Origin of the sequence: Collinsella aerofaciens, assembly GCF_028209625.1 — a bacterium.
In the GTDB taxonomy this organism is placed as follows: domain Bacteria; phylum Actinomycetota; class Coriobacteriia; order Coriobacteriales; family Coriobacteriaceae; genus Collinsella; species Collinsella aerofaciens_AM.
Window position 1 is genome coordinate 103,499 of the sequence record NZ_JAQLDU010000001.1, and the last position, 25,008, is coordinate 128,506.

Below are 25,008 nucleotides of genomic sequence, written 5' to 3' on the forward strand. Positions count from 1 at the left end.
TATACGAACTACCGTTCGTTAATATAGGTACGATGCGGAAACTCTAGCCCCGGGAACAACTTACTCGTCAGCTCGCAGAAATAACCGTCCGTCATGCTCGCGATGTAATCCACGACGGCCTGATGCTTATCGTCCTGCCATGCATAGGCACGGTCGTAATAGGAAAGCTGCTGCTCAATACGCGAAATGTGATGTTTGAAGATGTAGGAGGACTCGTCTCCTTCGTTGATGTCCTGCAGGCAACGGTCGTAGAGCTTTTCGAAGGCCTCGCGCAGTTCCGCCTCGGAGTCGCCTTCGATGCCACCTTTGCTATAGATCTTTTCGTAGTTCTCGCGCTTGGCTCGGCGGATTTCCTCAAACAGGTCCTCGCTCATCTCGATGCGCGGCTTGCCATAGCTATGCTCAACGATATCGATGGAAGCGTGCGTGAGAATCCAGCTGTTATAGGCGCCGCCCCGACCATCGTCAAAAGCGTCAGGTGACAGCAGGCCTGCCGCAATGGCGTCTTGGCGGTCGCGTCCAACGTAGGCAAGGATATCCGAGATGCGAACCACGCAGCCCTCGAGCGTCATGGGACGAAGGTGTTCAATCGCGCTATACCCCATGGCGATGCAGTCCTCGACGGTTTGATCGAACTGATCAAACAATGCCATATCCGAAAGCTCAAACACGCGCTGCTCGTACTCGCCGTTATGGCACAGCACGCCGTCGAGCGTCTGGAGCGACACGTTGCGACCGTACAACGCATCGAGCACGCGGACAGACTGCACGTTATGGAAAAAATAACGACCCGTGCGTTCGTGATAGATATCGTTGAGGAATCGCTCGCCGGCATGGCCAAAGGGCGTGTGACCCAAGTCGTGGCCCAGGCCAATCGCCTCGATCAGGTCGCAGTTGAGCCCCAGGGCGCGGCCGATATCGCGTGCGATGCGCGAGACAAGCTGCACATGGAGACCGCGGCGCGACAGATCATCATTGCTACGGAAGCTAAAGACCTGCGTTTTGCCGGCATAGCGGGTGTATGCCGGAAGATGAAGAATCTTTTCGGTGTCGCGCATAAATGCCGGTCGCATGAGCGTGCCTTTGTCGGCAGCTCGATCAAGGCGACGGATGACCTGGTCATCGTCACAACGGTACGGGTTGACATAGCCCGAAGCACGATCTGCGGCAATGCGCTCGACAAGTTCGGGCGATAACGCCGAGGGAATACGGTCCATGCGCGCCTTAATGACGGCCGTTTCTTGATTAGTTGCCATGGCATGCTCCTTAAGAAGGATGCGCAATCGGTTACAATGTGCAGCCCACGACCTCGATTATGGCAAAAATCGGCACCAAAAACGGGAGCAATGGCAAGGAGCGCGATTTTGTGATGAGGCAGGAGAGGGCAAGGACCAGGAGCGCGGCGGCAAATGCCACGATGCCGCCCAGAGGGTCGAGCGTGCAAAGCGCGAAGAGTGCCTTGGCATCTCCCATGCCGATGCCGGGGGTCTGGCGATGTCGCCGCCAAAGCGATTCAGTCAGCACAAGAGAAAGGCACACGATGACCGCAAAGCATGCGTGGTCAAGTGCCGTGTTCAAGCCCCTATCCAGCCAGACGCCTGCAAACGCTGACACCGCGCATGCGGCCGCAAGCGCGTTGGGAAACCGCCGCTCGCGGATATCAATCGCCGCACCGGCAAAGGCGCAGATCCAAAATGGGATATAGACCACAGGGCACCTCCCGGGACGGCTGCTCTAAAGCAAAACCACCACAAAGGTGCCTGTCCCCCTTGTGGTGGTTTTGGCAGTGGTTATTTGGCGCCTTGCATGACCTCGTCGAGGGTGACGCTTACGGCATGCTGCGTCGGCACCCAGTCGACCTTTAGGAACAGCGCGGCCACCGTAATGGGGATATAGCTGAACATGAAAATTGGGAAGGTGAACAGGTTGGTCACCAAACGCCACTTTTGTGCGCAGTGAATGTGCTTGTACTCAAAGATAGTCGTGAGCAGTGCCAGGATAAAAAACGTCTGATACATCATGGCGAAGGTCATAATGAGCGAAGCGGCGCACGCCTGCATCTCGACTTCGGTAGCCAAGAAGCCGTGCGAAAGACCGCCCACGATGAGGAACGTGGCATTGGCGAGCATCGAGATGAGCGATAGCAGCATACCCGGGGCGATCGTCATAAACATGTCGTAGGCAGCAAAGCGATGATAGCGGAAGGTCGATTTGACCAGATGCTTACCGTAGGTAAAGAACACCTGGTAGAATCCCTTGGTCCAACGCATACGTTGCTTCCAGGATGCCTTAAACGTCACAGGCTGCTCGTCAAAGAACTCAGCCGGTGCATAGCCAATGCGAATGCCGTGAATGGCACAGAACGTGGTGAACTGTATATCCTCGGTAAGCGTGTGGAACTGCCAGCCGTGCATGCCCTCGATAATACTGGCGGAGATGAGGTAGCCCGAGCCCGAGACGGCGCAGGACGTCTTACAGATATTGCGCGCGTTATTGAGGAAGCGCGCTTCGCGCAGATACCAGGTGGCATTGGCTGCCGAAATCCACGAGCTGCCAAAGTTCTTGGAGTTACGATAGCTCGTGACCACATGGAAGCCCTGGTCAAAGGCATCGTTCATCTTGGAGACGTAATCGCGGGCGATAACATTATCGGCATCAAAGATGAAGTAGCCCTCAAAGGTATCGGGATACTCATTAAGGATACGGTCGAAGCCAAAGTCCATGACCCAACTCTTGCCTTTACGGGCCAGGTCGTTGCGCTCGTACACGACGGCGCCCGCCTCGCGCGCGAGCTGAGCCGTGTTGTCGGTGCAGGCATCGGCGACCACGAAGACCTCGATAAGCTCTGAAGGATAATCCTGGTCCTTGATGGAGCGAACGAGGTTGGCGATCACGGCCTCCTCGTTATGCGCCGCGATAAAGAAGGCATAGCGGTGGAGTTTTTTGGCCTTGGGAGGCGCGACCTCGCCACGAAGAGCGCCAATGACAAAGAAGACCACCTGGTACAGAAAGCAGACCGTGAGTAGCGTAACCACAATCTGGTTAAAGATCACGATGGGCGTGTTAGTTTGTAAAAAGGCGAGCATGCAGGCTCCCGAGAACGCGTTACGTAAACAACCGTATATCTTACCGTAGGCTAACCGAGTTCAAGAAACCACCTAATACTGGTTAGGCTTCGAGCAGACCGAGCTGCGGAACGATTTCGTCGCCGGCGGCAGTGCGGCCGAGCGAGCGCGGGGCTAAGTCATCCAGAACGGCGGCGAGATCCCACGGCAGCTCATCGCGGCACTCAATGCGCTCCCCCGTCACGGGATGATCGAACGCCACACGCCAGGAATGGAGGAATTGCCTGGTCAAACCCTGGTCGGCACGCGCATCGCACTTACCGTAGAGCGGATCGCCCACGCAGGCGTGGTTGATATGGCGCATGTGCACGCGAATCTGATGCGTGCGACCCGTAAACAGGTGGCACTCGACGAGCGTATAGCCATCGTCAAAACGCGTGGAATCGAAGCGCTCGAGGACCCTAAAGGTCGTAATGGCCTGGCGCGCGAAAGGATCGTCCGAAACCGCCATCTTGACACGGTCGCGCGTAGAACGGGCAATGCCGGTGTTAATGGTGCCCTCGTCCATGGCAATGTGGCCGTGGACGAGCGTAATGTAGCGGCGGTCGAGCGTGCGCGTGCGGATGAGATTCTGGAGCGCGCGCTGGGTGTCGTCGTCTTTTGCCGCGAGCATAAGGCCCGAGGTGTCACGATCCAGGCGATGCACGATGCCGGGGCGGTCCTCGCCCTGCACGGTGCCCAGATGGTCAATGCCACAGTGATAGACCAAGGCGTTCGCAAGGGTGCCGCTCTCGTGGCCATGGGCGGGATGGCACACCAGACCGCGCTGCTTGGAGAGCACGATGAGGTAGTCGTCCTCGTAGCGGATATCGAGGGGAATGGCCTCGGGAATCACATCGGTGGGATCGTGCGGCTCGGGCAAATCGACCGAAATACGGTCGCCGGAGCGCACGGCATACTTTTTTGACAGGCATGTCTCGCCGTTGACGGCAACGGCACCGCCCTCGATCAGATGCGCGCAGGCAGAGCGCGTAGGGCAGCCGTCATTAGCGCCCAGATAGGCGTCAAGACGCTGACCAGCGGCATCGTCGTCAACAAGGATATGGATGTCGGCCATTAGCGCTCGCTCCTTTCGCGAATCTTGCGGGCACGCTCCCCACGCTGCTGGGCCTTGCGCTTAGCGCGGGCCTCGTCACGGGCGTTGAGTTCGGCGGTCGCGTCGACCTCACGGGCCGCAGGACTCAAGAACATGTAGCCGATGAGGGCAAGCACCACACCGACCGTAATGCCGACATCGGCCACATTGAAGACGGGGAAGTCGATGAAGGTGGTGGCAATAAAATCGGTCACAAAGCCAAAAGCCAGACGGTCGATCGCATTGCCAATGGCGCCGCCCACGACCATAGCCATGCCCACAACCTCAAAGCGAGCAAGCTGGGGCGCGCGAAGCAAGTACACCGCGATCGCAACGATAACGACAAACGCCAGCACGGCAAACGCGAGGCCATGTCCCTCGCCCATGCTAAAGGCAGCACCGATGTTACGCACGAAAAGGAAGTCGATCACACCGGGGATAACAGTCACATGTAGAGCATCGCCGACGGCACGAACCGCAAGCTTGGTCAGCTGGTCAACAAGCAGCACGGCCAACGCCACGCTACCAGCAACACCCAACCGCCAACGCAAAGGCGGCATCATATCCGCAGAACGACCCAAATCAAGCCCCTACCCTCAAAAACATCGAATTACGTTTAACGCAATTAACCATCTTATATTGCCACACGCAGAACGCACGACATATCCACCAACGCAAGCTAAATAACCAGCTAAAAACGAAAGCGGCATTCCGAAAAACAGAATGCCGCTTTTATTCAGCGGAGCAAATGGGCCGAAGGCGCCCAAATTCTCCCTATAACTAAAATGCCGAGTTACCGTGCCTTAAAGGGCATTCGCGCAGCGCTTGCAGATGTGAGCGTGGCTGTTGTACTCGCCGACGGTAGTGCGATAGTTCCAGCAACGGTCGCAGCACTCGCCCTCGGCAGCCTCGATACAGACGGAAAGCTCCTCGCCCTGGGTCAGCTCAACATCGGAAACGATGTAGAACTCGGCCAGGTCGACGGCCTTGTCGCCGGTCAGCAGCGCATACATCTCGGCGGGAACGACCGCCTTGACGCGAACCTGCTGGCTCTTGGTGAAGGTGCCGGCAGAACGGGCATCCTCAAGAGCATTGGTCACGGCGCCACGGAGCTCGAGCGACGCCTCAAGCACGCCCTCAAACTCATTGGCCTCGTCAACCGTGATAGGCGACTTGTACCAATCGAGCAGCGCAGCGTACTTCTGGTGATCGACGCAGCCGGCGGGCGCATAGGCCATGGCCTCGTCGACGGTGTAGGACAGGATCGGCTGCAGGTCGCGCATGAGCATCGAGAAGAGCTCGGCGAGCACGGTCTGGGCACTGCGGCGCTCGAGTGAGCCGGGCTTCTCGCAGTACAGACGGTCCTTCAAGGCGTCGAGGTACACGTTGGAAAGCTCGGTAACCACGAAGTCGTAGAGCGCACGGTAGGCGCGCGGGAACTCGTAGCAGGCATAGGCGTCGTCGACCTCGGCCTGAACCTGGGTCAGGCGGGCAACCATGAGCTTGTCAAGCGGCAACAGGTCGGCAAACGCGACGCCATCCGTCTCGGGCTCAAACTGGCCCTCGAGCTCGGAGAGCAGAAAGCGCAGCGTGTTGCGGAAACGACGGTAGGCATCGGACGTACGAGCGAGAATCTCGTGGTCGATGGAAACGTCGGAGCTGGTGTCGACGGAGGCAACCCACAGGCGAATGATGTCAGCGCCCATCTCGTCGCAGACCTTGTTGGGGTCGATGACGTTGCCGAGCGACTTGGACATCTTGCGGCCCTGGCCATCGAGCGTGAAGCCCTGCGAGACGACCGCCTTGTACGGAGCATGGCCGTTGGCGCCCACCGAGGTGAGCAGCGAGCTCTGGAACCAACCGCGGTGCTGGTCGGAACCCTCAAGATACACGTCCGCCGGGTACTCAAGCTCGGGGCGATACTCGCAGACGGCCTTCCAAGACACGCCGGAGTCCCACCACACGTCGAGGATGTCCTTATCGGCCTTGAGGTGATGGCCACCGCACTTGGGGCAGACGCAGGCCTCGCCCAAGTAGCTCTCGGGAGCGTCGGTGAACCAGGCGTCGGAGCCCTTCTCGTGGAAGAGCTTGATGACGGCATCGAGCGTGGCGTCGTTCATGACCTTCTCGCCGCAGTCGGCGCAGGTGTAGCTGGGGATGGGGACGCCCCAGTTGCGCTGACGGCTGATGCACCAGTCGGGACGCTGCTCGACCATGGCGCCAATGCGGTTGGCGGCGTGGGCCGGATACCACTTGACGTTCTCGCGGACCTCCTTGCCAGCCTGCTCGCGCAAACCGGTCTTGTCCATCGAGACAAACCACTGGTCGGTAGCACGGAAGAGCACCGGGTGCTTGCAGCGCCAGCAGTGCGGATAGCTGTGCGTGATCTTCTTCTCGAGGACCAGGGTGCCGCGCTCGCGCAGGAACTCGATTATGTGCGGATTGGCCTCGTCAGTATCCATGCCGCTGAAGGGACCGCCGGTGCCAAACTCCTCGCCGGTGTAGAACTTACCGTCGTCATCGACCGGCATGCAGATGTCGGTGATGCCCTCCTTGAGGCAGGCGAAGTAGTCGTCGACGCCGTGACCGGGCGAGTTGTGGACGATACCGGTACCGTCATCGACACCGACGTAATCGGCCAGCAGCGCCACGCCCTCAACGCCGTCAAAGATCGGCTGCTTGTAGTGGATGTGGTGGAAGGTCTCGGCGGGAACCACGTAGGGCTTACCGTCGACCATAACCGGGGTGTACTCCCAGCCAAACTCTTCGCAGCACTTGGGAGCCAGGTCCTCAAGCATGACCTCGGCACGACCATCGTGCTCAACAGCGACATAGGCGGCGCCGGGCTTGAGAGAAACGGCCTGGTCGGAGGGGATGGTCCACGGCGTGGTCGTCCAGATGATAAAGTCGACCGGGCCATCGAAGTTCTCGAGGCCGGCGGGCTTGGAGGTCATCTCGAAGCGCACGAAGATGGACGGGCTCGTCTCGTCGGAGTACTCAATCTCGGCCTCGGCGAGTGCGGTGTGGCAGTGCTTGCACCAGTGGACGGGCTTGTGACCGCGATAGATCATGCCCTTGTCAAACATGGCCTTGAAGACCTCGATGTCGGCGGCGTCATGCTGGTGATAGAGCGTCAGATACGGGTTGTCCCAGTCGCCAAGCACGCCCAGGCGACGGAAGCCGGCCTTCTGCAGCTCGATGTTCTCGACAGCGAACTCGTTGCAGAGCTCGCGGATCTTAGCCGTGGAGGTCTGGTTGAACTTCTCGGTGCCGAGCTTCTCCTCGACCTTGTGCTCGATCGGCTGGCCATGGCAGTCCCAACCGGGGACGTAGGGAACCTCATAGCCCTGCATCATCCAGTAGCGGTTGATCATGTCCTTGGAGATCTTGTTCATAGCATGGCCGATGTGGATCGGACCGTTGGCGTACGGAGGACCGTCGTGCAGCACGAACTTCTTATGGCCCTCGTTCTTCTTCAGAACCTGCTCGTAGACCTTGTTGTCCTGCCAGTCCTTGAGTCGCTTGGGCTCGGACTTGGAAAGACCGGCACGCATGGGAAAACCGGTCTTGGGCAGATTCATCGTCTGCTTGTACTCGTTTGCCACGGTACCCCTTTCATGTCGTGGGCGCGCACGCCCGTTGGGCACCAAAAAAGCGCCCGTCCCTACAAGCTGGGACGAAGCGCCGCGAAACGGGCTGTTCGCCCGCAAAAGCTCTTCGCTTAACCACCCAGCTTAGATGCCCTCGCCCGCGTCGCCGCGCGCTCGCATCCGTTACTCGGCTGGCCTGTATCGACGACCATCTCGGCGATGTCTACTAAGACGTGCCTGCGCGGCACGTCCGTTGGGACCGCAGCTCCGGGGTGATTTTCATCGGTCGCATGCACGGGTTCTCAGCGCTCCCCGCTCTCTGTAGCATGCGGACGGCCGACTACTCGTCCCCATCAACGCTTATGCGGAGTATGCTAGCACGTTCCGCGCCGGCGAAAAACCCTCAACATTGGTTTTATACGTTCGAAATTTCTCGCTATTACAGACCTTCTCTAGGAGCAAAATACCTGAAAGCACTTTATCTAACGAAAGAAGGCTACTATGCGCACGATTGGAATGAGCGACTACACCGTCGGCGAGGACTGCTTTGACGAGCTGCCCGGCGCGCTGGCCGAGTACGGAGCGACCAAGGTCGCGATTATCGGCGGCAAACGAGCACTGGCCGCGGCGTTTCCCGGTATCGAAGCCGCGCTGGCAGGCACCGACGTCGAGATCCTGGAGACGCGCGTCTACGGCACCAACAGCACGCGCGCCAATATCGCCAAGGTTGTGAACTCCCCCGCCTGCCAAGAGGCCGACGTGCTCATCGCATGCGGCGGCGGCAAGGCGCTCGACACCGTAAAGACAGCGGCCATCGAGCTCAAGAAGATCGTCTTTACGGTACCGACGATCTGTTCCAACTGCTCCGCCGCGACCGCCATTGCCGTCGTGTACAACGACGACGGCTCGCTCGAGGGCTATTCGTACCCCAATCGCCCCGCGCACATCTTCATCAACCCCAAGATCATCGCCGAGGCACCGGCGGAGTACTTCTGGGCCGGCGTGGGCGATGCCCTGTCCAAGCAGCCCGAGGTCGAATACGCCACGAGCGCCGGTAACCTGGAGCATACCGCCGGCCTTGGCTTGGCACTTGCTCACACCTGCTCCGAGCCGCTGTTTACCTATGGCGTCCAGGGTCTTGAGGACGTGCGCCAGGACCTGTCGAGCGAGGCCGTCAAGCAGATCGCGCTCGATATCGTGGTCAACACGGGCTACGTCTCCAACCTGACCAACCAAAACGATTACTACTACAACTCGAGCGTGGCGCATGCGTTCTACAACGCCACGTGCAGCATCCCGCGCGAGAGCTCCTACCTGCACGGTGAGGTCGTGGGCCTGGGCGTGCTGGTGCTGTTCGCCTACACGGGCGATACCGAGAACCTTAAGCGCTACGCCGCCTTCAACAAGCAGATGGGCCTGCCCGTGACGCTTGAGCAGGTCGGGCTATCCGAGGCCGATATCCCTGCCCTGTGCGAGTATGCGCACGCTACCAACGAGTGGAAGCAGGGAAACCCCGAGCCCTTCACGGACGAAAAATTCGCCGCTGCCATCAAGGCCGCCAACGCCTACGGCCACACGCTCTAGCTCTAGGCCAAAACCACCACAAGGGGGACAGGCACCTTTCTGGTGGTTTTTTATTGCTCCAGCATTCAGTTCGTACTCGAACCCGATTCTTTACGAGAAAGGGTTCGGGTACGTTTTTTGTTTATCGAAAATTCTGCGGAAGGACTACTCGGAACGGTAAACAGGAACGAACAGAGGCAGGGTATCATCGTGGTGATGGTATCCTGCCTTTTGTTTTGCGGGATCAAGGTCGCTTTATGCGAACTTGATCGCCACTTATATGGCGCATTGATGGCAATTGCTTCGTACGTGCATACCGGGAGCCTGTACACCTCTGGCAAGGCGTAACATACTAGACTTTGTTCCAAAGTCCGTGTGCTAAGGGGGCAGGCCCCTTAGAATTCCTGTGGAGTGTGTACGCACGTACGCAGGAAAACGGCAATATTTCGCTATATCAGGGCGTTCTTTCATTGGAGAGTATGGTATACACGGCTTAGTTCAACAAATAAGAATTTATATATAAAGGAGAATATTGATGAAACTGTTTTTATGTTCTCACTTTTCATGTGTAGGAAGTCTGATAAAGGAAGAAATTGAAAATAAAAAAGTCGCATTTATTCCAACAGCTTCGCTGCGTGAAGGCTACACCGGTTATGTCGGCTCGGCTCGAAAATTATTCAAAAAGTTGGGAGCAATCGTAACTGAAATTGATATTTCAACGGAGGCTTATTCAACGATACAGTCTCTTTTTGAAGATGCAGATGTGATCTATTTTACCGGCGGAAATTCTTTTTTCCTTATAGACCAGCTCCGTAAAACGGGAACGGATGAGCTGTTGAAGAAAGAATTGGCAAAGGGAAAACTGATGATTGGTGAATCGGCAGGTGCGATTGCATGCGCTCCAAGCATCCAATATATCGAGCAAATGGATGAAAAGCCGGAGGACTACTCACAAGAAGATGATTCAGGGCTTAATTTGATTGATTTCTATGTTCTTCCGCATTATCTCACAGCACCATTTAAGAAAGTTACCGAGAAAATAATGACTGAGTTTTCGGATTTGAATCTATGCCCAATTAACAACCGTCAGGGAATTGTAATTAATGGTGAAGGTTCAAAGGTAATTTGCAAAGACTAATTTGAAAATTCCAGTTTGCTGCACTCGTTCCTAGCAGAGTTTGGGGCAGGCACGTCCCAACAAGAAGCTGTCCCAAAGGGGCAAGAATGGGGACTGCGGACGATTTCTTGGACCGTTACACGGCCCTTCCCAGCGCGGAGCGGAACTCGGCCGGCGTGCGGCCACCGAGCGCATCGCTGCGCCTCTCCGTATTGTATCAACCGATCCAGCCCCCGAGCTCCTCGATGAAGCGGGCGGGGGTCCAGTCCGACCAGTCCCTGCCGTGCCAGAACTCCTTCTTGAGCAGGCCGAAGAAGCCCTCCATCGCCGCGTTGTCCGGGCTGCAGCCCTTGGCGGACTGGATTGGCTACACTGATGTGGACAGTTCCGGGAGGGGCGCAAGAGACGGGAAGGCCGTGTGCGCGTTCCTGCGCGAGGACCGCGGGGAGGGGCTGCCTGGGTACGGCGCCTGTCAACTCGGTCTACGTCTTTGATAACCGGGTCGTACTCAATATCAACTTCACGGATGATGCCAAAACGGCCACCCGTGAGGAAGTGTTGGGTTCGAGTGCTATGGACAATGTTCCAGTATGCTGGGGTCGAACTCACTCGCGGGAATCACACGATACCCGTGGTGCAACAGTAGGTCGACAAAAACACCGTTGCCCGCAGTGAGCGTACCGCTGAACGTTCCGTCGTAGATGCGACCCGCGCCGCACGAGGGACTACGATCTTGAAGGATGCACGCAGCGATTTCGGACGGGCCGCCCGCCTGCTCGCACCTATCGAGTGCGCGCTCTGCGCCCAGGCGAAACTCGCGATCGACCGAGACGCCCTCGCAGGTACGGACCTCGCCGTTCACAATCTCGGATGGCTTGCGCGGCGTGGGAAGGCCGCCAAAGACCTCGGGGCACACCAGCAGGACCTCGGCCCCCGCGCGCTCGCAAGCCTCGACCAGCTCGCGATGGTAGTTGTCGAGCCCGTTATACTTGCAGCTCTCGCCCATCAAGCAGGCACTTACCACGATCTTCATATAACAACTCTCCTCACGCAAAAACGCCCCATTTGAGATGGACACTCAAATGGGGCGATTGACACAGCGCAACTAGTATTACTGCTGCTTTGGCATCAGCGGATTCTCGCGCGTGAGAAGATTCATAAACTCCTCGCCCGTGATCGTCTCCTTCTTGTACAGATAACGAGCCAGCTCGTGGAGCTTAAACTTGTTCTCCTTGAGGATCTGCAGGGCACGATCGTGCGCATCCTCAATCAGCTTGGCGACAATCGCATCCACACGCTCGGCCGTACCGGGGGCGCAGGTAAGCGACGTGTCCTGGTTGAGATACGCGTTCTGGACGGTACCGAGCGCCATCATGCCAAACTCATCGGACATACCAAAGCGCGTCACCATATTACGGGCGAGCTTGGTGGCCTGCTCGATGTCGTTGGCCGCACCGGTCGTCATCTCGCCAAAGATGAGCTCCTCGGCGGCACGTCCGCCGCAGTAGACGGCGAGCTTGTCCAGAACCTCCTGGCGCGTGGTCAGGAAGCGCTCGTCCTCCTCGACCTGCATGGTGTAGCCCAGAGCGCCGCTCGTGCGCGGCACGATGGTGATCTTGGTAACCGGCGCAGAGCCCTTCTGGCGGGCGGCAACGATGGCATGGCCGATCTCGTGGTAGGAAACGACCTGCTTCTCGTGGTCGGACAGCACCGTGGACTTACGCTGCTGGCCGGCGATGACGACCTCCACCGACTCCTCAAAATCGTCTTGCGTGGCGCGCTTACGGCCCTCGCGGACGGCACGCAGGGCGCCCTCGTTGATGATGTTGGCCAGGTCGGCGCCCGAGGCACCGGGCGTGGCGCGGGCAATCGCGGTCAGGTCAATCGGCGGCTGCGTCTTCACGCTCTTGGCATGTAACTCGAGGATGTTCTTGCGGCCGGTCAGGTCGGGCAGCTCAACGGGGATGCGGCGGTCAAAGCGGCCGGGGCGCAGCAGGGCGGGATCGAGGCTGTCGGGACGGTTGGTGGCTGCGAGGACGACGATACCCTTGTGGTTATCGAAGCCGTCCATCTCGGTCAGCAGCTGGTTGAGCGTCTGCTCGCGCTCGTCGTTGCCGCTAAAGCCGCCGCCGTCACGCTTCTTACCAATCGTATCGATCTCGTCGATAAATACGATACAGGGGGCCTTTTCCTTGGCCTGCTTAAACAGGTCGCGTACCTTGGCGGCGCCACGGCCGACAAACATCTCGACGAACTCAGAACCCGAAATGCTAAAGAACGGCACGCCCGCCTCGCCGGCAACAGCCTTGGCAAGCAGGGTCTTACCGGTACCCGGAGGGCCAACAAGAAGAGCACCGCGCGGCAGCTTGGCACCGATCTCCTCGTAGCGCTGCGGCTTCTCCAGAAAGTCGACGACCTCCTTGAGGGACTCCTTGGCCTCTTCCTGGCCGGCGACGTCCTTAAAGGTCACGCCCACATCCTTGGAGGCAATCACGCGAGCACCGGACTTGCCCAGTCCACCGCCGCCAAAACCACCGCCGCCAAAGTTCATCGACGGACCGTCATCACCCATGGCCTTCTTCATGCGGCGGTTGAGCCACCAGCCAATCAGGAAGAAAATCGCCATGGGAAGAATGAGGGTGAGCAGGTAGTAGGTCATCAGACCCGAGTTTTTATCGGGAACGACCGACTCAAGCGAAGCACCGGATTCAAGCACACGATCGGTAAAGCCCGCGTCATTCGGCACGCCGGTCGTCTTGTAGGCGATGTTCTCGTCCTCGCCCTTCTTGGTGTAATAAATCGTGTAATCGTCCGTGTTGTACTCGACCTTGTCGACGCTCTTCTTATCGAGCGCTTTGACAAACGTCGAGTAATCGGTCTTCGTAATCTGCTGCGTGTGACCGATGTTAGGGAACAGAACGGTCGAGAGCACGAGGTAGACGACGAAGGCGATGAGCACGTAGAGGATCATATTCCGTCTACGTTTGTTGTCATCCATCTCCATCTGCTTGAACTCCATCTACTGGGGTTGATAATGCTATCTAGAATACCCAACCCAGATGGCGATAAACCGACGCCGGGCACGAAAGGACAGAGATGGCATCACTGGAAGTCGGCAAGGTTCAGATCTACACGGGCGACGGCAAGGGAAAAACCACGGCCGCTTTAGGGCTGGCTTTGCGCGCCACAGGTTATGGACTCGACGTACTCATGCTGCAGTTTGCCAAGAAGCTACACTGCGCCGAACACGATGCCGCGCCGCGCCTGGGACTGCGCATTGTACAGGCCGACCGTGACACGCCCGAGGCTTGCGCCGAGCAGATCATGGAACTTGCACGCGAACAGATCTCAAAGGTCGACGTGCTCATTCTGGACGAACTCGGCGAGGCCATGCGCCGCGGCTTCGTGACGCGCGAGGATGTCGAAGCGCTGATCGCAATAAAGCCCGCCAGCACGGAGCTCGTGCTCACCGGCCGCGGATTGCTGCCCCTCGCCGATCTCGCGGACCTAGTCACCGAAATGCGCCCCATAAAACACTACTTCGACGAAGGCCTCCTAGCCCGCCAAGGCATCGAATACTAATTGATCCGAAGGGGACGGAGGAAAACGGATCATCGACATCACGAGGGAAATGATCCGTTTTCCTCCGTCCCCTTCGGATAATTAGGCGGTGGCGCGGCCGAGCCAGTTGCCGCTGTGGTGGTAGATGGTAAACATCGTGGCCGTGATGAGCCAGGTTACGGGGTAAACCAGCAGCAGGTGCTCAAGCGACGGATCGAACGGCATAATCGCAAACACCCAGATCACCCTGAGCACGACGGTGCCAAAAATCGTGAGCAGCATGGGCTGCAAGCTTACGCCGGCACCGCGAATAGTGCCCGACGCGTTTTCGATAATCGAGAAGATCGCGTAGAACGGCGCGATAAAATGAAGAATCGTCGTGGTGTACGCCGAAATCGAAGCATCGTCGACAAACAGTCGCGACAACGGACCCGAGAACACCAGCAGCACGGCAGACAGGCCACCAATGAGCATAAACGACAGCACGAGCGACGTATGGTAGCCCTTGCGCATGCGCTCGTAGTTGCGCGCGCCAAAGTTCTGTGCCGAGAATGTGGTGATCGAAACGCCAAGCGCCTCGGTGACCATCCAGACAATGCCATCCAAACGGCCCGAAAGACCCCACGCCGTGGTGACATCGGCACCAAACGAATTGACCGACACCTGAATCAAAACGTTGGAAATCGAATACGCAGCAGACTGAAAGCCAAGCGGCAAACCACACGAGATCATGCTCTTACAAATGCCAGGATCAATGCCGAGTTTGGACAGTGAAAGCCGCCACGCACCCGGTGCGTACATCATACGAATCACGATCATCGTGGCGTTGGAGCAAATGGTCAGCGCCACCGCGATGCCGCAGCCCAGAGCCTCCATATGAAGCACGGCAACGAAGATGATATCCAGCACCGCATTAACAAGGCAGCCGGAAGCAATGATCACAGCAGGCCCGCGCGTGTCGCCCACGGCGCGCAGCAGCGCCGTTCCCATATTGAGCAGCAGCGCCGCAACCATGGCGGCAAAATAGCAACGAGCATAGGCCACGCCTTCGGCCAATAGTTCATGCGGTGTGTTCATAAGTACCAGCATGGGCTCAACGAGCACTATGCCAAGAATCGAAAAAACGATACCGCCCACCAGCGCGAGCGTCATGGCCGTATGGACCGAACGACTCAGTCGCTCATCATCGTGCTGGCCAAAATACTGACCGGTAATGACCGCGCAGCCGGCGCCGACGCCGACGCAAAAGCCAATGCAGAGCTCGGTGAGCACCATCGTGGCCTGAATGCCACCCAGCGCGAGCTTACCGCCAAACTGACCGACGATATAAGTACCGATAAGCGTGTAGGCCTGCTGAAAAAACGAACTAAAAAAGATGGGAACGCATAGTGAAAGCAGCTGCTGCCAAATAACACCCTGCGTTACATCGATAGCCGTAGATTTCTTAGCCACACGCCCTCCCCAAAAGCGCACGTCAACCGACAAAACAGCAATTTAAGACCAAAGTCAATACCAGCTTAGCACCGACCGGCGTCGGCCGAAACACCCCCGCTGGCACGACTCGGATATCACCCTCGGCTAGTGATACAAACCCGGCTGGTAGTGATACTCGTTGCTCACGTGCGGGCACAGCTGCCAAAAGGCGACGGCACTCGCCGCGGCCACGTTGAGCGAATCGACCCCGTGCGCCATAGGAATGCGCACGGCACGGTCACAGCCCGCGATGGTCTTGGCGCCCAGGCCGGCACCCTCGGTGCCCATAAAGATCGCCAGGCGATCAATCTCCTGCAGCGCAGGATCGTCCAACGAAACGGAGTCGTCCGTCAGCGCCATGGCGGCACAGGAAAACCCGGCATCGTGCAGCGCGGCCAGGCCGTCATGCGGCCACACGCGCGCCTCGCTGCCAATACGCGTCCACGGCACCTGAAAAACCGTGCCCATACTCACGCGGGCAGAGCGACGATACAGCGGATCGCAACACGTAGGGCTCACCAGAATGCCGTCGACATTGAGCGCAGCCGCCGAGCGGAAAATCGCGCCGACATTGGTGTGGTCGACAATGCCCTCGAGAACGCACACGCGCACCGGACGCTCCCCCGCAGCTTTTACGACGCCGTCGAGAAACTCATCGACCGGAATCTGTCGCGGGCGACGGAACGCCGCGAGCGCACCGCGCGTCACGTTAAAACCCGTCAGCTGCTCCATGAGCTCCATGGAGGCAACGAACACAGGAACCGGACCCGCGCCCTCGCGCATAACCAGGCGCTCAAACAGCGGCATCATCTGGTCGAGCCAGCGTTCGCCCAAAAGAAAGCTCACCGGCTCGTATCCGGCGCGAACCGCACGCTCGATGACCTTGGCACTCTCGGCGATAAAAATGCCCTTCTGCGGCTCCAGCACGCAGCGAAGCTCACGCTCGGTCAGTCGCACGTAGGCATCGAGCCGCTCGTCCTCGAGCGAATCAATTCGCAGAACCTCAACGGCATCAGTCATAGCAGCCAGCCCGCACCCTTCCTTACAGCACATCTATACCAAACGAGGCGACGCTAAGCGCCGCCCCATGCATTCAATCAACCCGATGATACCGTTCACGCCAGGCGATTTACGCCTCAACGCGACGATACGTCACGAACTCATAATCGAGGCCTTCGTCACCCTCGCCCGCGGCAATCGTGGCAACCCCTTCGCGCCGCGCAACTTCCCACGCGGGATCGGCGTCCAAGTCGGGAAAGTACGTGTCCACGGGATGGACGCAGTGGTTATGCGTGACCTCGGCCTCCACGCAGTACGGCAAAAACTGCCGATAGACATCGCCGCCGCCGATCACCCAGGCAACGGGCTCATCGGCAACCGCGGCGAGCGCCTCGCCGATACTATGCACCACGTCGACACCTTCGGGCGAAAAATCCTCGTCGCGCGTGAGCACGATATTGCGACGATTCTTGAGCGGCCGTGCGCCGGGAAAACTCAGCAGGGTCTTGCGCCCCATAATAACCGGGCAACCTTTGGTGCACGCCACAAAATGACGCATGTCGGCACGGTTGGACACCACCATGTCGCCCTCGCACCCAATACCCCAGTCATCGCACACGGCGACAATGGCAGAAAGCTTACACGTCATGCACGTCACCTACACCGCAATGGGGATGTTCTTGACCTGCGGGCCGTGCTCATAGCCCTCGACAATCAGGTCGTCGGTCGTAAACGCATAGAAGTCATGCACATCGGGGTTAAGCGTTACCTTAGGCGCGGCAAACTGCGGACGCTCGATAAGCTCGCGGACGATATCGACATGACGGTCGTAAATGTGGGCATCGGCAATCACATGCAGCAACTCGCCGGGAATCATATCGACCGACTGCGCGACCATCATCAGCAAAATGGCATACTGGCACACATTCCAGTTGTTCGCGGCCAAAATGTCCTGGCTACGCTGGTTGAGAATCATGTTGAGCGTCGGCTTGTCGTCCTGCGGACGCTGCGTCACGTTATACGTCACGCTGTAGGCGCACGGATACAGGTGCATCTCGGACAGGTCGCTAAACACATAGGTGTTCGTCATAATGCGGCGGCTGTACGGCGTGTTCTTAAGGTCGTACAGCACGCGATCCATCTGGTCAAAGTCGCCCTCGGCATAATGGCTCTTCTGCCCAATCTGATACCCGTAGGCCTTACCGATGGAGCCAGTCTCGTCGGCCCACTCGTCCCAAATATGGCTGTTGAGGTCATGCACGTTATTGGACTTCTTTTGATAGATCCATAGGATCTCATCCATGGCAGATTTGAGGGCCGTACGACGCAAGGTAAGCGCCGGAAACTCCTCACGCAGGTCATAGCGTGCCGTGACACCAAAGTTTTTAATGGTATAGGCAGGGGTGCCATCCTCCCACACCGGGCGGACCTTTTGGCCCTCGGTGGTGGTGCCATGGTCCAGAATATCGCGGCACATGGTTACAAACTGTTGATCAGCCTTGCTCATTGACCCTCCTGTCAGTCGCCTAAAAGCGAGATTCATTGTATCCCAGGCACATGCGGCCCCACAGCCCAAACATATGCCTTCATTTTCTGGCATATGCCAGAAATTCCTTGCGTAAATCTGCGCGTTCGCTATTCTATTGTTGACATATGTCAGATAAGGAGCACGTATGGCAGGAAGACGCGAGAAACTGCGCCGCGTCGGGATCATCCCCGAATACCGCGGCTTTACCCCTGACGGCCTAGCCAGCGGAGACGCCATCGAGATGACGGTCGATGAGCTCGAAGTACTGCGCCTGTGCGACCTGGAAGGCCTCAATCAGGAGGCCGTCGCCCAGCAAATGGGCATCGCCCGCGCCACCGTGGCGGCCATCTGCAGCCGCGCACATCGCAAGGTGGCAAACGCGCTGGTCAACGGACGGGCGCTCGTTATCGAGGGCGGCAATATCGCGTACTCCCCCATCACCACGACGACGGCCGCATGGCCAGCAAAGGAGGTCGGCACCATGAGGGTGGCAACGACGTACGACAACGGCAACATCTTTATGCACTTTGGCCGCAGCGAGCAGTTTAAGATCTACGACATCCAGGATGGCAAGGTGCTCAGCGAGCAGGTCGTGGACACCGGCGGCACCGGTCACGGCGCGTTGGCGGGCCTGCTTGCCAACGGTGGCGTCGACACGCTCATCTGCGGCGGCATCGGCGGCGGCGCCATCAACGCGCTTGCCCAAGCCGGCATCACGGTATACGCGGGCGCCCAGGGCAGCTGCGACGCCTGCGTCGAGGCCCTCATCGCAGGCACGCTCGCGCAGACCGGCGAGGCCACCTGCGACTGTCACGACCATGATCACGGGCACAACCACGAGCATGGCGAGTCCTGCGGGTGCCACAGTCACCACGGTCACGAGGGCCACGAGGGCTGCGGCTGCCACTAACGGCACGGCACCGCGAGCTCGGGGCGCGACGCTGAACGCAGCCCAACTATCAAAGCCAACAACAAAGGCCACCCGGTAGCTTCCGAGTGGCCTTTGCCATATCAAGCTGGAATTACAGCCCTATTTCTTATTGCGCATCTGCGCTTCCATCTGGCGCAGCAGCTCCATATCGGACTTGGGGCCGCCCGTACCCAGGCCGCCCATGCCGCCCAGACCCATGGCATCCAGACCGGGAATATTGGGCATGCGCATCTTCTTGCCCTTCTTACCCTTTTTGCCCTTCTTGCCGCCGGCCTGCGCCTGATTGGCCATCGTGCGCATGCGGCCCATCATCTTGTTCATCTCGCCCCACTGCTTCATAAGGCTGTTGACCTCAGTGGGGGTCACGCCGGCGCCCTTGGCAATGCGGGCGCGACGCTGGCCGTTGATGATGGAGGGACGCAGGCGCTCCTCCTTGGTCATCGACATGATGATGGCCTCGTTCTTGTCAAAGATGCCCTCGTCCAGGTTGCCGCCCATCTGGTTGAGCGCGCGCTGGCCACCGGGGAGCATGCCCAGAATGCCCTTCATGCCGCCCATCTTCTTAACAGCTTTCATCTGGTCGAGCATGTCGTTCATGGTAAAGCCCTCGCGCAGCATGCGCTCGGCAGCCTCGAGCTGCTCGGCATCGGCTGCCTCCTGGGCCTTCTCGATAATACCGACGACGTCGCCCATGCCCAAGATTCGCTTGGCCATGCGATCGGGATAGAACGGCTCCAGCGAATCGGGCTTCTCGCCCATGCTCACGAATTTGATGGGCTTGCCGGTCACCTGGCGCACGGAAAGCGCGCCGCCGCCACGGGCATCGCCGTCGAGCTTGGAGATGATCACGCCGTCAAAGTCGGTGCGCTCGGCAAACGTCGAGACCACGTTGACGATATCCTGGCCGGTCATGGCATCGACGACCATCAGCACTTGATCGGGCTTGACGGCCTTCTTGATGTCCACGGCCTCCTGCATCATCTGCTCGTCGATCTGCAGACGACCGGCGGTATCGACGATGACCACGTCGCGCAGGTGTTCGACGGCCTCCTGGATGGCGCCCTTGGCAATGTCGACCGGGTGCGCGCCGTCACCGCGGAAGACAGGCACGCCGATCTCGCCGCCAAGCGTGGCCAGCTGGTCGGCAGCGGCGGGGCGGTAGACGTCGCACGCGGCGAGCAGCGGCGAGCGGCCCTGCTTCTTGAGCAGGTAGGCCAGCTTTACGGCCGCCGTGGTCTTGCCGGAGCCCTGCAGGCCCACGAGCATGATGACGTTGGGGATGCGGTTGCTAAAGACGAGCTTACTCTCGGTGGAGCCGAGCATCTCGGTAAGCTCGTCGAGCACGATCTTGACGACGTTTTGCGCCGGCGACAGCGACTCCATGACCTCGGCGGTCATGCAGCGCTCCTTGGTCTTGGCGACGAACTCCTTGACAACCTTAAAGTTGACGTCGGCCTCGAGCAACGCCATGCGAATGTCGCGCATGGCCGAGGTGATATCGGCCTCGGTCAGCTTACCCTTGCCACGCAGGCGGTCAAATGTGTCATTGAGGCGATCGCTCAGAGAATCAAACACTAGTCACTCCTTAGTTGGACTCGCCCACCAGGGCGCGGCAGAAATCTTTGGCGTTAAACTCCTGCAGGTCATCGACCTGCTCGCCCACGCCGATGCGCAGGATCGGGAGCTTGAGCTTCTCGGCCACGGCCATGGCGATACCGCCCTTAGCCGTGCCGTCGAGCTTAGTCATGATAATACCGTCCAGACCCAGCGCCTCGTTAAACTCGAGCGCCTGGTTCAGGCCGTTCTGACCAGTGGCGGCATCGATCACGAGCACGACCGAGACCGGCATGGGACCGGCGGCCAAATTGGCGGCGCGCTTACGGGTCACGTTGACCACCTTGGCGAGCTCGCGCATGAGCTCGGGGCTCGTGTGCAGACGACCGGCGGTATCGATGAGCACCAGGTCGCTGCCGCGCTTATCGGCCTCGTCGAGCACGTCATAGCACACGCTCGCCGGATCGGAGCCGCGGTCACGCTTGATAACCGGTACGCCGGCACGCTGGCCCCACACATCGAGCTGCTCGATGGCGGCGGCGCGGAAGGTATCGGCCGAACCGATCACCACGTTCTTGCCGCGGGCGGCCATGGCGCTCGCAATCTTGCCGACCGTGGTGGTCTTACCGGCACCGTTGATGCCGACAAACAGCACGCAGCTCGGCGTGTCGGAAAACGGGTCGCGCTCAACAGGCACAAAATGGCCCTCGAGCTGCTCGGCCAGGGCGCGGCGAAGCTGCGGGGCGGTCTTGAGGTTCTTCTTGGCTGCGGCGTCGCGCAGGTCATCGGAGACCTGAATGGCGACCTCGGCACCCATGTCACCCATGACGAGGGTATCCTCTAGGTCCTCCCAAAAATCCTCGTCGACCTCGCCGCCAAAGTAAAAGACCTCGTTGAGGGCCTCGCGGCTGCGCTCAAGTCCGCGCGAGAGAGCATCGAAGAATCCCATTATGCATTCACGACCTTTCCGGTTTCGCGATCGAGTTTTTGCGAGACGACGCGACTGACGCCGTCGGCTTGCATCGAGACGCCGTAGAGGACGTCAGCGTCCTCCATAGTACGGCGCTGATGCGAAATGACCAAGAGCTGCGTATCGGAACGCAGCACATCGAGGGCGCCGATGAGCTTGGACAGGTTGGCGTCATCAAGCGCCGCCTCGACCTCGTCCAGCACATAGAACGGCACCGTGCGCGTGCGGTACACGGCAAAGAGCAGGGCGAGCGCCGTCAGACTCTTCTCGCCGCCCGACATGAGCATCATCTTGGTGATGCGCTTGCCGCGCGGCTGCGCCACGACCTCGATGCCCGTCTCGGCCGGATGCTCGGGGTCGGTCATCTCCAGATGCGCCTGACCACCCGGGAACAGCATGGCGAAGATCTCGCGGAAGTTCGCATCGACCTTCTCAAAGGTCACCAGGAACGCCTTGCGCATCTTGCGATCAATGGCCACCGTGATCTTGGTGAGCGCCTTACGCGCGCTCTCCAGATCGGTCAGCTGCTCCTCGATGTAGTCGGCGCGGCGCTTGAGCTGCTCGTACTCCTCCATGGCAACTTGGTTAACGGGACCAAGGTTGTTGATCTGGCGCACAAGCTGGTTGAGCTCGCGCTCGGCGGCATCGCGGTCGGTGGGCGCAGGAAGCATGAGCGCTTCCTCGAGCACCGTGGTGCCATCGGCGGTAATGGCCTTGATGGCGGCCTCTACCTGCACCTCGAGCTTGCCACGCGCGACCTTAAACTCGTTTTGCGTGGCAGTGGCGGTATCGACCCGCTCCTTGGCACGGGCAACCTCTGCCTTGGCGTCCTCAATGGTCTTCTTGAGCGAAGCGGAGTCCGCCTCCTCCAGAGAGGCCTGGTCACGCAGGCGCGCCGCCCAATCCGACGCGCGTTCCAACAGGGCCGAATAGCGTTCGTGCATGGGGTCGACGCGCAGGCGCAGCAGCTCGAGTGAGCGCGAGGCCTGGCGTGTTCCGCGTATACGGCGGTCGATGCCCTCCAGGCGATGCTCCAGATCGGGTACACGGCCCTTCAGAGAACGCAGACGTTCGCTTGTTTGGGCTAGACGAACCTTGGCGTCGGCGAGCTTGCCGGCAGCCTCGGAATCGTCACGGCGCACGCGGTCGAGCTCGTCGTTGGCCTCGGCAATCTGCAAGCCCAGGGCGCTTGCCTGAGCACGGGCCTCGTCACGCGAACGGGTGAGCTCGTCCACGCGCGGGCGCGCAGCGCGAACGGCCTCGGCGGCCTGCTCACGGCGCTTGGAAATACGCGCGCGCTCGACCTCGGCATTGTTGGCGCTTTGCTCCAAGCGCCCGATCTCGGAGAGCAGCGAGCGGCGCTCGCCCTCAAGACGGGCGATCTCGCCGGCGGCATCGCCCTCGGCGGCACGCGCCTCTTCGACGGCCGCATTGGCCTCGACGACCTGATCCGACACATGCTCAAACACAGCAGCCAGATCGGGCTCCAGGCCCTCCAGCTCGCGAATGCGACGCTTGCGCTCCAAAGCACCCGAAGCCTCGCCGGCGTCGAGCCCCACACGCACCAGGCCGCCGCAGGCGACGCGGGCGCCATCGGGGGTCACGTAAGTCACGCCGTCAACGACAGGCGCCGACAGCGCGGCAGCAAGATCGTCCACTACGTAATAACTGCCGAGCAGCGCCTCGACGACGGGACCGTAGCCCGCACGCACGGACAGACGATCGACCAGGCGGGAACCGGCAGCGCCCTTAGCGGCAGCAGAGGCGCTCACACCGCGCGCGACCAGCAGCGCCTCGCCCGAGGCCTTCTTCTGGTCCAGAGCGGCACGACCGGCACGCTCAAGCGCGGACGCATCGTCGAACAGCAGCGCATCGATATCGCCGGCGAGCAATTGCTCAACCAGGCCCTCAAGCTCACGCGGGGCCTCGAGCACGTCGCCCAAACGGCCTGAGACATCATCGCCCAGTGCGCCCATCAGACGGCTCACCAGCGGCGAGCTGTCTGCCATGCGGGCATCAAGCTTCTTTTGGCTGGCAAGCTCCGAGCGCACCTCGGACAGCTTGTTGCGCGCCTCACTCTCACGATTACGCAAGTCCTTCAGGGCTGCACGGGCGACCTCGGTGGCCTCACGCGCATCGGCCTGGGCCTGGCGCGCTTCCTCAAGAGCACCCTCAAGCTCCTCTGCGCGGTCGCGACGGCTCTCGAGCGAGGCCGTGACCTCCTCGAGCTGCTCGTCGATCTGCTCCAGGCGTGAGGCGTACATGTTGTCCTCGACCTCGGCGTTGCTCAGCGAGTCCTTCACCTTGGCGAGTTCGAGCGCCGCGTTATCGGCCACACGCTGCACATCGCGTTGCTCACGCGTAAGCTGCGAAATCTGATTGTCGAGCGCCACGCGCCGCTCGTGGAGCTCAGCGGCGGCAGGACCAGCGGCGTCAACGTCCTCCTGGGCCTGCATGTGCGCGCCGGTCACTTCCTCAAGCTGCGCACGTGCATCCTCGAGCTCCTCGACAACGCGACGACGCTGATGCTCGGAGCTCGAGATCTGACCGCGCATGTCGGACAGGCGCGACACCATATTGTGGCCCTTTTCCTCGAGCAGGCGCATATCGGAGTTAATGCGACCGACCACGTCTTGCATATGGCGGCGCTGCTCGCCCAGATCGCCCACAAACAGGCCCTTTTCCTCGAGCATGACCTGGAGCTTCTCGAGCTCGCGTTCCTTTTCGCCCAAGCGGTACTGCGCAAGCTCAAGCTCGGCAGCGCCCTCCTTGGAGCGGCTCTCCAAGTCGTTCCACTGCGACTGCAGCGAACGAAGCTCGTCGACGGCCAGCATCTGCGTAAGTTCGTTCGCGCGCGAGGACAGCTCTTTGTACTTGCGCGCGCGATCGACCTGACGCTCCAGCGGCCGCAGCTGACGGACGATTTCCTTATTGATGTCGCGGGCACGGGTCAAGTGCTCGTCCATCGATTTAATCTTTTTGAGCGCACGCTCCTTGCGGCGTTTGTGCTTGGAGATGCCGGCGGCCTCCTCGATGAGGGCACGGCGCTCCTCGGGGCGGCTCTGCAAAATGGCGTCGAGCTTGCCCTGGCTGATGATGGAATGCGTATCCTTGCCCAAGCCCGAATCGTGCAGGATGTCCTGAATGTCCATCAGGCGGCAGGGGCTCGAGTTGATGAGGTACTCGCTTTCGCCCGAGCGATACATACGACGGGTGATGGCGACCTCGTCAAAGTCGACGGGCAGCATATGGTCCGAGTTATCGAGCACCAGCGTGACCTCGGCGACACCCACCGGCTTGCGCGCTGACGAGCCCGAGAAGATGACATCCTCCATGGCCTGGCCGCGCAGCTGCTTGGCGCTCTGCTCGCCCAGGACCCACAGAATCGAGTCAGAGATGTTCGATTTTCCCGAGCCGTTGGGACCGACGATGACGGTCAGGCCCGGCTCAAACGTCATATGGGCGCGGTCGGCAAACGACTTGAACCCTTTGAGCGTGAGGGACTTGAGATACACGGCTCCT

General features: G+C 59.8%; 19 protein-coding genes. 4 read left to right on the forward strand and 15 right to left on the reverse strand.

The window, feature by feature from the left end; all coding sequences use genetic code 11:
- Positions 1–8 precede the first annotated feature (8 nt).
- From PMW70_RS00445 to ileS, 6 genes are all read right to left on the reverse strand, one after another.
- Positions 9–1,256: a deoxyguanosinetriphosphate triphosphohydrolase family protein gene (locus PMW70_RS00445; RefSeq protein ID WP_271743545.1), complete on the reverse strand. Its 1,248-nt coding sequence runs from the start codon at positions 1,254–1,256 to the stop codon at positions 9–11.
- 31 nt (positions 1,257–1,287) lie between these two features.
- The gene (locus PMW70_RS00450) at positions 1,288–1,710 is read right to left on the reverse strand and encodes a prepilin peptidase (RefSeq protein ID WP_271743546.1); all 423 of its coding nucleotides are present in this window, start codon (positions 1,708–1,710) and stop codon (positions 1,288–1,290) included.
- Between the two features lie 80 nt (positions 1,711–1,790).
- Entirely contained in the window at positions 1,791–3,086 is a 1,296-nt protein-coding gene (locus PMW70_RS00455) for a glycosyltransferase family 2 protein (RefSeq protein ID WP_271743547.1), read from the reverse strand.
- Positions 3,087–3,168: 82 nt separating this feature from the next.
- Positions 3,169–4,182, reverse strand: a complete 1,014-nt coding sequence (locus PMW70_RS00460; protein WP_271743548.1) for an RluA family pseudouridine synthase — start codon at positions 4,180–4,182, stop codon at positions 3,169–3,171.
- Positions 4,182–4,781, reverse strand: coding sequence for a signal peptidase II (gene lspA / locus PMW70_RS00465; protein WP_271743549.1), 600 nt, complete (start codon positions 4,779–4,781; stop codon positions 4,182–4,184). The genes PMW70_RS00460 and lspA overlap by 1 nt, the downstream gene beginning before the upstream one ends.
- A gap of 222 nt (positions 4,782–5,003) precedes the next feature.
- On the reverse strand, positions 5,004–7,781 hold the full coding sequence (gene ileS / locus PMW70_RS00470; protein WP_416378071.1) for an isoleucine--tRNA ligase: 2,778 nt from the start codon (positions 7,779–7,781) through the stop codon (positions 5,004–5,006).
- Between the two features lie 510 nt (positions 7,782–8,291).
- Between ileS and PMW70_RS00475 the strand changes: the two genes are divergently transcribed.
- The gene (locus PMW70_RS00475; protein WP_271743551.1) at positions 8,292–9,374 is read left to right on the forward strand and encodes an iron-containing alcohol dehydrogenase family protein; all 1,083 of its coding nucleotides are present in this window, start codon (positions 8,292–8,294) and stop codon (positions 9,372–9,374) included.
- A gap of 514 nt (positions 9,375–9,888) precedes the next feature.
- The gene (locus tag PMW70_RS00480) at positions 9,889–10,491 is read left to right on the forward strand and encodes a Type 1 glutamine amidotransferase-like domain-containing protein (protein WP_271743552.1); all 603 of its coding nucleotides are present in this window, start codon (positions 9,889–9,891) and stop codon (positions 10,489–10,491) included.
- A gap of 550 nt (positions 10,492–11,041) precedes the next feature.
- Here PMW70_RS00480 and PMW70_RS00485 read toward each other — a convergent pair.
- Positions 11,042–11,503, reverse strand: a complete 462-nt coding sequence (locus PMW70_RS00485; protein ID WP_271743553.1) for a 2-thiouracil desulfurase family protein — start codon at positions 11,501–11,503, stop codon at positions 11,042–11,044.
- A gap of 78 nt (positions 11,504–11,581) precedes the next feature.
- The gene (gene ftsH / locus PMW70_RS00490; RefSeq protein WP_198019956.1) at positions 11,582–13,474 is read right to left on the reverse strand and encodes an ATP-dependent zinc metalloprotease FtsH; all 1,893 of its coding nucleotides are present in this window, start codon (positions 13,472–13,474) and stop codon (positions 11,582–11,584) included.
- A gap of 92 nt (positions 13,475–13,566) precedes the next feature.
- Between ftsH and PMW70_RS00495 the strand changes: the two genes are divergently transcribed.
- Positions 13,567–14,052: a cob(I)yrinic acid a,c-diamide adenosyltransferase gene (locus PMW70_RS00495; RefSeq protein WP_271743554.1), complete on the forward strand. Its 486-nt coding sequence runs from the start codon at positions 13,567–13,569 to the stop codon at positions 14,050–14,052.
- Positions 14,053–14,133: 81 nt separating this feature from the next.
- On the opposite strand, the gene PMW70_RS00500 is transcribed toward PMW70_RS00495, so the two are convergent.
- The 4 genes from PMW70_RS00500 to thyA form a co-directional block, all read right to left on the reverse strand.
- A complete protein-coding gene (locus tag PMW70_RS00500) occupies positions 14,134–15,483 on the reverse strand; it encodes an MATE family efflux transporter (protein WP_271743555.1) in 1,350 nt (449 codons plus the stop codon).
- 126 nt (positions 15,484–15,609) lie between these two features.
- Positions 15,610–16,524 (reverse strand): TrmH family RNA methyltransferase, encoded by a 915-nt coding sequence (locus PMW70_RS00505; RefSeq protein ID WP_271743556.1) that lies wholly within the window; start codon positions 16,522–16,524, stop codon positions 15,610–15,612.
- A gap of 109 nt (positions 16,525–16,633) precedes the next feature.
- Positions 16,634–17,152, reverse strand: coding sequence for a dihydrofolate reductase (locus PMW70_RS00510; protein WP_271743557.1), 519 nt, complete (start codon positions 17,150–17,152; stop codon positions 16,634–16,636).
- Between the two features lie 9 nt (positions 17,153–17,161).
- The gene (thyA, locus tag PMW70_RS00515) at positions 17,162–18,010 is read right to left on the reverse strand and encodes a thymidylate synthase (protein ID WP_117629294.1); all 849 of its coding nucleotides are present in this window, start codon (positions 18,008–18,010) and stop codon (positions 17,162–17,164) included.
- Positions 18,011–18,176: 166 nt separating this feature from the next.
- On the opposite strand from thyA, the gene PMW70_RS00520 reads away from it, so the two are divergent.
- Positions 18,177–18,941 carry a DUF134 domain-containing protein gene (locus PMW70_RS00520; RefSeq protein ID WP_271743558.1) on the forward strand — a complete coding sequence of 255 codons (765 nt, stop codon included), beginning with the start codon at positions 18,177–18,179 and terminating at the stop codon, positions 18,939–18,941.
- Between the two features lie 120 nt (positions 18,942–19,061).
- Here PMW70_RS00520 and ffh read toward each other — a convergent pair whose 3' ends face one another.
- Genes ffh through smc form a run of 3 tightly spaced genes read right to left on the reverse strand, consistent with a single transcriptional unit; the run spans position 19,062 to position 25,001 of the window.
- The gene (gene ffh / locus PMW70_RS00525) at positions 19,062–20,537 is read right to left on the reverse strand and encodes a signal recognition particle protein (protein ID WP_271743559.1); all 1,476 of its coding nucleotides are present in this window, start codon (positions 20,535–20,537) and stop codon (positions 19,062–19,064) included.
- 10 nt (positions 20,538–20,547) lie between these two features.
- A complete protein-coding gene (gene ftsY, locus PMW70_RS00530; RefSeq protein WP_271743560.1) occupies positions 20,548–21,465 on the reverse strand; it encodes a signal recognition particle-docking protein FtsY in 918 nt (305 codons plus the stop codon).
- A complete protein-coding gene (gene smc / locus PMW70_RS00535; protein WP_271743561.1) occupies positions 21,465–25,001 on the reverse strand; it encodes a chromosome segregation protein SMC in 3,537 nt (1,178 codons plus the stop codon). The genes ftsY and smc overlap by 1 nt, the downstream gene beginning before the upstream one ends.
- Between the last annotated feature and the right edge of the window lie 7 nt (positions 25,002–25,008).

Bases quoted from the DNA above. Each gene is read 5' to 3' on its own strand.
- ftsY (WP_271743560.1), bottom strand. From the start codon at position 21,465: ATGGGATTCTTCGATGCTCTCTCGCGCGGACTTGAGCGCAGCCGCGAG.
- thyA (WP_117629294.1), bottom strand. From the start codon at position 18,010: ATGAGCAAGGCTGATCAACAGTTTGTAACCATGTGCCGCGATATTCTG.
- PMW70_RS00460 (WP_271743548.1), bottom strand. From the start codon at position 4,182: ATGGCCGACATCCATATCCTTGTTGACGACGATGCCGCTGGTCAGCGT.
- PMW70_RS00445 (WP_271743545.1), bottom strand. From the start codon at position 1,256: ATGGCAACTAATCAAGAAACGGCCGTCATTAAGGCGCGCATGGACCGT.
- PMW70_RS00455 (WP_271743547.1), bottom strand. From the start codon at position 3,086: ATGCTCGCCTTTTTACAAACTAACACGCCCATCGTGATCTTTAACCAG.
- PMW70_RS00480 (WP_271743552.1), top strand. From the start codon at position 9,889: ATGAAACTGTTTTTATGTTCTCACTTTTCATGTGTAGGAAGTCTGATA.
- PMW70_RS00485 (WP_271743553.1), bottom strand. From the start codon at position 11,503: ATGAAGATCGTGGTAAGTGCCTGCTTGATGGGCGAGAGCTGCAAGTAT.
- PMW70_RS00510 (WP_271743557.1), bottom strand. From the start codon at position 17,152: ATGACGTGTAAGCTTTCTGCCATTGTCGCCGTGTGCGATGACTGGGGT.
- PMW70_RS00475 (WP_271743551.1), top strand. From the start codon at position 8,292: ATGCGCACGATTGGAATGAGCGACTACACCGTCGGCGAGGACTGCTTT.
- PMW70_RS00520 (WP_271743558.1), top strand. From the start codon at position 18,177: ATGGCAGGAAGACGCGAGAAACTGCGCCGCGTCGGGATCATCCCCGAA.
- ftsH (WP_198019956.1), bottom strand. From the start codon at position 13,474: ATGGAGATGGATGACAACAAACGTAGACGGAATATGATCCTCTACGTG.
- PMW70_RS00505 (WP_271743556.1), bottom strand. From the start codon at position 16,524: ATGACTGATGCCGTTGAGGTTCTGCGAATTGATTCGCTCGAGGACGAG.
- PMW70_RS00495 (WP_271743554.1), top strand. From the start codon at position 13,567: ATGGCATCACTGGAAGTCGGCAAGGTTCAGATCTACACGGGCGACGGC.
- ileS (WP_416378071.1), bottom strand. From the start codon at position 7,781: ATGAATCTGCCCAAGACCGGTTTTCCCATGCGTGCCGGTCTTTCCAAG.